This window comes from Micromonospora sp. DT231 (genome assembly GCF_049847025.1).
Taxonomy (GTDB): domain Bacteria; phylum Actinomycetota; class Actinomycetes; order Mycobacteriales; family Micromonosporaceae; genus Micromonospora.
In genome coordinates this window covers 565,299-571,574 of the sequence record NZ_JBNCNO010000001.1, presented here as the reverse complement: position 1 = coordinate 571,574, position 6,276 = coordinate 565,299, and the positions used below count along the sequence as shown (strand labels likewise).

The following is a 6,276-nucleotide window of genomic DNA, read 5'->3' as shown; positions in this document are numbered from 1 at the left end:
GCCCCGGCCCGGTCGGGCGGCCCCGGCCCGGTCGGGCGGCCCCGGCCCGGTCGGGCGGCCCCGGCCCGGTCGGGCGGCCCCGGCCCGGTCGGGCGGGCGGCGTCGCCCCTCAGTCCGGGGCGGCGACGGCGCGGGCGGCGGCCGGGTCGAGGGTGGCGCCGGCGGGCACCAGGCTGACCAGCCCGGCGGGCAGCCGCACCGGGCGCACCTCGCGGTAGCCGAGCATCGGCAGCACCTCCCGGTCGGCCAGCACGTAGCGTCGGCCCAGGTCGGTGACCACGGACACCGCGCCGCCGGACGCGCCGGGCGCCGCGGCGGCCTCGACCACCGCGCCACGACCCGGTTCCACCACCACGTGGTCGGCCAGCACCGCGCCGCCGCCGGGCGCGGTCCGCGGTGTGGCCGCCAGGTCCCGCAGCGGTACGCCCCAGCGCACCTCGGCAACCCCGCCGTCGTCGGCGACGCGGGTGCACAGGTCCCCGTCGTCGCCAGCCGCGAGCCGGGGCGGGGTCGGCGGTGGGGCGTTCGCGCCGCTCGGCGCGAGGTCGGGCACCATGGGCAGCGCGGCGAATCGGCCCAACGTCATCGGCACCGGCTCACCCTGCCCGGTGCGCGCCAGCAACAGCCCGGCCTGCAACTCGGTGATGCCGGCCACGCCGGCGTCGACGGCGACCGCGTACTGCCGGCCGCCACCGGAGTTGCTCACCAGGTAGACCGTGCCGATCGCGGCGCCCGGCACCCGGGAGGCGGGTTGACCCAGCCCGGGCAGGTCGAGCGGGGCGAGATCGCTGCCGGCGGGCAGGGAGTTGAGCAGTGCGGGCGCCACCGCCACCGCCTGCGCGCGGGTGGTGGCGAGCGCCGCCAGCACCCGGCTGGGATCGCGGACGAGGTAGCGCCGCTGGTGCCAGACCAGGTGCAGCCCGCCGTCGGGGTGCCGCAGCAGCAACGCCTCGTCACCCAGCAGCCGGCCACCGCCGGCTTCGGTGCCGATCAGCAGCGCGGAGCGGGGCGTCTCACCTGCGGGGGCCGTCGAGCAGACCGTCCACCCCGCCGTGGCCAGCCGGCCGGGGGCGGGCAGCGAATCCGGCGCGTCGGCGATGCCCAGCGGCAGCCCGCGCGGCACGCCGTCGATCGTGCGGCGGGAGACAAGCACGGTCTTGGACCGGTCCGCGCCGACGATCAGCAGCGCCGAGGCGTAGTTGAGCACCGGGTGCAGCTTCTGCTCGCGATAGACGAACCGCGCACCGGACTCCTTCTCCACGATCACCGCACCCGGGTCGCGCCAGCCCTTGCCACCCCCGGCGAACAGGCCGTAGAGCGCGAAGCCGCCGAGCCCGATCGCCGCGACCAGGACGCTGGCGAGGCCGGCCCCGGCCAGCCGCCGAAACGGCGACTGCGCGGGGTCGGTCTCCCGCATGACCAGAGCGGCGACCGCCCGCTGAACGCTGAACTGGTACGAGTGCAGCTGGTCCTGCCGCGACGGCATGAGGTCCCTTCCGGTGGATCGGCCGGGCACAGAATAAGCGTTGCGTCGATGTCTCGGGACCCTGCGTGTCCGGCACGGGGCAACCGGTACCATCCGGGGACGAATCCGGCGGCGAGAGGGCACCCGTGGGCGCGCGTTTCGAGGAGCTGGCCTGGCGGGAGACCCCGATCGGCGCGATCAGCCTGCGCCGACGCCGGGATCCGGCCCTCCAGGTCGAGGTGTACGAGGTCAAGCTCGACGACGAGTACCTGATGTCCAGCCTGTTCCCGGTCGCGGAGATCGAGCTGGCCCGGCTGGGCCTCGCCGAGGTGGCCGGTGACTCGCTCGACGTGGTGGTCGGCGGTCTCGGGCTGGGCTACACCGCCTGCGCGGCGCTCGGCGACCCACGGGTGCGTTCGCTGCTGGTGGTCGAGGCGATCGAGGACGTGATCGACTGGCACCGCCGGGGTCTGCTGCCGTTCGCGGCGGGGCTCGCCGAGGACCCGCGGACCCGGTTCGTGCAGGCCGACTTCTTCGCGGCGGTGGCCGGCACCACCGGGTTCGACGCCGACGTGCCCGGGCGGCGGTTCGACGCCGTGCTGCTCGACGTCGACCACTCCCCGCGCAACGTCCTGCACCCCAGCCACGCGGCGTTCTACCCGCCGGCCGGGCTGCGTCGGCTGGCCGCCCTGCTGCGCCCCGAGGGGGTCTTCGCGCTCTGGTCGGACGACCCGCCGGACGCCGAGTTCACCGCGGCGCTCACCGAGGTGTTCCCGAGCGTGCGGGCGCACGTCGTGCCGTTCGCGAACCCGCTCACCGGCGGTGAGTCCGCCAACACGGTCTACGTGGCGCGCGCCGAAGGCTGAGCCGGCCGGACGGACCCCGGGTCGATCGGAAGTAGCGCGTCTCACCTCACGCGGGCATGGTGGCGGCCGGATCGGGAAAGGTGACCCCGTGCCCGCCGCACCAGGCGCGGCCGGTTACCGGAGGTGGACATGCGTGCACTGCTCTGGGTCGTCGGCGTGGTCGCCGGCGTGCTGATCCTGCTCGGGCTGATCCTCGAGGCCGTCCGCTGGCTGATCATCATCGGACTGATCGCACTGGTGATCGTGATCATCCTGGGTGTGGTCAAGGGGCGGCAGGCGATGCAGCACCAGAGCCGCCGACGCTGACATCCGGCACGCTCAGAACCAGTCCGGGCTCATGTCGAGGGTCGTCCGGTCCCGGCTGTCCAGCAGGTCGAACTGCGGGCCGGTGCGGGGCAACTCGACACGGAAGAAGTAGCGCGCGGCCTGGCGCTTGCCGGCGTGGAACGCATCGCCGGCCTCCTCCGGCGGCAGCGCCAGCACCTGCTCCAACCACATCCACGCGATCACGACGTGCCCCACCGCCTCCAGGTAGGCGGTGGCGTTGGCCAGCGCGAGCACCGGGTCGCCGTCGGCCCACAGCCGACGGGTGACCGCGGTCGTCCGGTCCACCGCGGCGGCGAGCCGGTCCGCCAGGTCGGCCACCTCGCCGCCGACCTTTCGGCCCCGCTCGACGGTGTCGCCGATCGTCGCGGTCAGCTCGGCGAGGCCGGCGCCGCCCCGCATGGTCATCTTGCGGCCCAGCAGGTCCAACGCCTGGATGCCGTGGGTGCCCTCGTGGATCGGGTTGAGCCGGTTGTCCCGGTAGTGCTGCTCCACGTCGTGATCGCGGGTGTACCCGGCGCCTCCGAGCACCTGGATCGCCAGGTCGTTGGCATGCAGGCACCACTGCGACGGCCAGCTCTTGGTGATCGGGGTGAGCACGTCCAGCAGCAGGTGCGCGCGCTCGCGGTCCGCCTCGGCGGGGGCGGTCTGCTGCTCGTCGAGCAGCCGGGCGCAGTAGAGCACAAGCGCCAGCGCGCCCTCCACGTAACTCTTCTGCGCCAGCAGCATCCGTCGTACGTCGGGGTGGTCGATGATCGGCACCTGCGCCGTCGCCGGGTCCTTCGCACCGACCGGACGGCCCTGCGGCCGCTCCCTGGCGTACGCCAGGCTCTTGAGATAGCCGGTGTAACCCAGCGCGGTGGCGCCGGCCCCGACCCCGATCCGGGCCTCGTTCATCATGTGGAACATCTGGGCCAGGCCCTGGTGCGGCGCGCCGACCAGGTGGCCGACCGCGCCCGCGCGACCGCCCGGGGTGTGCCCGCCGTCGCCGAAGTTGAGCAGGGTGTTCGTGGTTCCCCGGAAACCCATCTTGTGGTTGAGCCCGGCCAACACGACGTCGTTGCGCTCGCCGAGTGACCCGTCCGGGCCGACGAGCACCTTGGGCACGATGAACAGCGAGATGCCCTTCACGCCGGCCGGGCCGCCGGGGATCCGCGCCAGCACCAGGTGGACGATGTTCTCGGCCAGCTCGTGATCGCCACCGGAGATCCACATCTTGGTGCCGAAGAGCCGGTAGGTGCCGTCCGCCTGAGGCTCGGCCCGGGTGGTGATGTCGGCGAGGGAGCTGCCGGCGTGCGGCTCGGACAGGCACATGGTGCCGAAGAACCGGCCGTCGAGCATGGGCCGGACGTAGGTGTCCACCTGCTCGGCAGTGCCGTGTGCGAGCAGCAGGTTGGCGTTGCCCAGGGTGAGGAACGGGTACGCCGAGGTGGCCACGTTTGCCGCCTGGAACCAGGTGAAGCACGCCGCCGCGACGGCGTGCGGCAGTTGCAGGCCACCGACCGAGGCGTCCAGCCCGGCGGTGAGCAGGCCCGTCTCGGCGAAACTGTCGAGCGCCGCGCGGACCTGCGGGAGAAGCCGCACCCGCTGCCCGTCGAAGGTGGGCTCGGCGAGGTCGGCGGCGCGGTTGTGCGGGGCGAACTGCTCGGTGGCCACCCGCTCGGCGAGGTCCAGGGCATCGTCGAAGGTCTCCCGGGAGTGCTCGGCGTAGCGGGGGCGCTCGACGAGTTGGCACACCCCCAACCAGTCGTGCAACAGGAAGTCGAGATCTCGGCGGGAGAGCAGGGTGGACGGCACGGCACTCCTCAGGGGCACGGGGGTGGGTCGAGCCTGGACGACGGCCCAGGGTCGCCACGGCCCATCCTGGCGGATCGACGGGGCGCGCACCACCTGGCCGGGCGGGGGTCGACGAGCGGAACGTGTCACACCGGCCGACTAGGGTCGCTGCTCGTGACCGAACCCGGAGACGTCCCGCCCGAGGTCCTCGGCCGGCTGCGGCCGATCTGCCTGGGGCTGCCGGAGGCCTACGAGGAGCCCGCCTGGGTGGGGACCCGTTGGCGGATCCGCAAGCGGACCATCGCCCACGTGCTCACCGTCGACCCCGATCGCCAGCCGGTCCTCGCCCGGGCCGCCGCACTCGACCAGCCCGCCTGCCTGCTGATCTTCCGGTCGCCACTCGACGAGATCGCCGGTCTCCTCGCCACGGGGCACCCCTTCTACAAACCGGACTGGAGCCCGAACGTGCTGGGCATGATCCTGGACGGGCAGACGGACTGGCAGGAGGTGGGCGAGTTGCTCACCGAGAGCTACCGCATCATGGCCCCGAAGCGGCTCGCCGCCCAGATCGGTCCCCCGACGCCGCCGGTCGGCTGAGCGCCGGGAGCATCCCTCTGTCCCGGCACTGGGCATGACTGAGCGCACACCCGCCGATATGCTGCCTCGCATGCACCGGAGCCGCGTCTACGCCCTGCTGATCGACGCCCCCGAGGCCGAGGCCGCGCAGGCGGCGGAGTTCTGGTCGGCGGCGCTCGGCGTCAGCACCCGGTCCGATCCGGCGGAGCCGCAGTTCGTCGGCCTGCACGAGGCGCTGCCGGGGCTGGTCACGGCCGTGCAGGCGGTGGACGACGCGCCGCGCTACCACCTCGACATCGAGACCGACGACGTGTCGGCCGAGACGGCCCGCCTGATCGACCTGGGCGCCACCGAGGTGTCGCGGTGGTTGGAGTGTCGGATCCTGCGGGCCCCCGGTGGGCATCTCCTGTGCGTGCTGCCGGTGGCGAGCGCACCGGAGGTCTTCGCGGCGCAGGCCCGCACGTGGCCCTGAACCGCCGGGTTGTCACAGGGCGACGCTAGGGTCCCACCCCATGGCTGATTTCGTGTTGGTGGCAGGGGCGTGGCTGGGGTCGTGGGCATGGGACGAGGTCGTGCCGCCACTGCGTGCCGCCGGGCACGACACCTACCCGTTGACTCTCTCGGGTCTCGCCGAGCGGCAGGGCGTGACCGCTGGCCAGCAGACCCACGTGCGGGACATCGTCGACGAGGTCGAGCGGCGCGACCTGCGCGATGTGGTGCTGGTCGGGCACAGCTACTCGGGCATCCCGGCCGGTCAGGCCGCCGAGCGGATCGGCGACCGGCTGACCAGGGTGGTCTTCGTCGACTCGGAGGTGCCTGTCGACGGCGGGTCGTTCGCGTCCGGTTGGTGGCAGGGGCAGGCGGCGTTCGAGACGCTGATCGCCGACAACGGCGGCTACTGGCCGCCGCTCGCCGCGGCCGACTTCGACGGTCAGGGGCTCACCGACGAGCAGGTCACCCGCCTGATCGAGGGCTCCACGCCGCACCCGGGTGCCACGCTGAGCGAGCCGGCCGTGCTGGCCCGGCCGTTGGGCGAGCTTCCGGCGACGTACGTCAAGTGCCTGCTCGACGGGCCCGAGCCCAACGACACCGTGGCCAAGCTGCTGACCAGCGACACGTGGCGACTGGCCACGATGGCCACCGGCCACTGGCCGATGATCTCCCAGCCCACCGAGTTGGCCGGACTGCTGCTGGCGGAAACCAGCTGACCGGCCCGCCACGCCCAACGACCGCCGCGGCGCTTGCGCATCCGGGCCACGGCGAACCACC

Annotated in this window: 7 protein-coding genes; 5 read left to right on the top strand and 2 right to left on the bottom strand. The window is 73.6% G+C overall.

Translation table 11 applies throughout. From position 1 onward, the window contains the following. Positions 1 to 109 precede the first annotated feature (109 nt). Positions 110 to 1,486: a type VII secretion protein EccB gene (gene eccB, locus ACPXBU_RS02385; protein ID WP_393368781.1), complete on the bottom strand. Its 1,377-nt coding sequence runs from the start codon at positions 1,484 to 1,486 to the stop codon at positions 110 to 112. Positions 1,487 to 1,611: 125 nt separating this feature from the next. Here eccB and ACPXBU_RS02380 point away from each other — a divergent pair, with 125 nt between their 5' ends. Together ACPXBU_RS02380 and ACPXBU_RS02375 are read left to right on the top strand one after the other, a co-directional pair. Next, positions 1,612 to 2,331, top strand: a complete 720-nt coding sequence (locus ACPXBU_RS02380) for a spermidine synthase (protein ID WP_393368778.1) — start codon at positions 1,612 to 1,614, stop codon at positions 2,329 to 2,331. 129 nt (positions 2,332 to 2,460) lie between these two features. Continuing rightward, the gene (locus tag ACPXBU_RS02375) at positions 2,461 to 2,637 is read left to right on the top strand and encodes a hypothetical protein (RefSeq protein WP_204945194.1); all 177 of its coding nucleotides are present in this window, start codon (positions 2,461 to 2,463) and stop codon (positions 2,635 to 2,637) included. 12 nt (positions 2,638 to 2,649) lie between these two features. On the opposite strand, the gene ACPXBU_RS02370 is transcribed toward ACPXBU_RS02375, so the two are convergent. After that, positions 2,650 to 4,452, bottom strand: coding sequence for an acyl-CoA dehydrogenase (locus ACPXBU_RS02370; protein ID WP_425756046.1), 1,803 nt, complete (start codon positions 4,450 to 4,452; stop codon positions 2,650 to 2,652). 153 nt (positions 4,453 to 4,605) lie between these two features. Here ACPXBU_RS02370 and ACPXBU_RS02365 point away from each other — a divergent pair, with 153 nt between their 5' ends. From ACPXBU_RS02365 to ACPXBU_RS02355, 3 genes are all read left to right on the top strand, one after another. Next, entirely contained in the window at positions 4,606 to 5,028 is a 423-nt protein-coding gene (locus ACPXBU_RS02365; RefSeq protein ID WP_425756044.1) for an MmcQ/YjbR family DNA-binding protein, read from the top strand. 70 nt (positions 5,029 to 5,098) lie between these two features. Then, positions 5,099 to 5,479, top strand: coding sequence for a VOC family protein (locus tag ACPXBU_RS02360; protein WP_425756043.1), 381 nt, complete (start codon positions 5,099 to 5,101; stop codon positions 5,477 to 5,479). 40 nt (positions 5,480 to 5,519) lie between these two features. After that, complete coding sequence (locus tag ACPXBU_RS02355) at positions 5,520 to 6,215, top strand: alpha/beta fold hydrolase (protein ID WP_425756041.1); 696 nt, start codon at positions 5,520 to 5,522, stop codon at positions 6,213 to 6,215. The last annotated feature ends 61 nt before the right edge of the window (positions 6,216 to 6,276 follow it).

Bases quoted from the DNA above. Each gene is read 5' to 3' on its own strand.
- ACPXBU_RS02360 (WP_425756043.1), top strand. From the start codon at position 5,099: ATGCACCGGAGCCGCGTCTACGCCCTGCTGATCGACGCCCCCGAGGCC.
- ACPXBU_RS02375 (WP_204945194.1), top strand. From the start codon at position 2,461: ATGCGTGCACTGCTCTGGGTCGTCGGCGTGGTCGCCGGCGTGCTGATC.
- eccB (WP_393368781.1), bottom strand. From the start codon at position 1,486: ATGCCGTCGCGGCAGGACCAGCTGCACTCGTACCAGTTCAGCGTTCAG.
- ACPXBU_RS02355 (WP_425756041.1), top strand. From the start codon at position 5,520: ATGGCTGATTTCGTGTTGGTGGCAGGGGCGTGGCTGGGGTCGTGGGCA.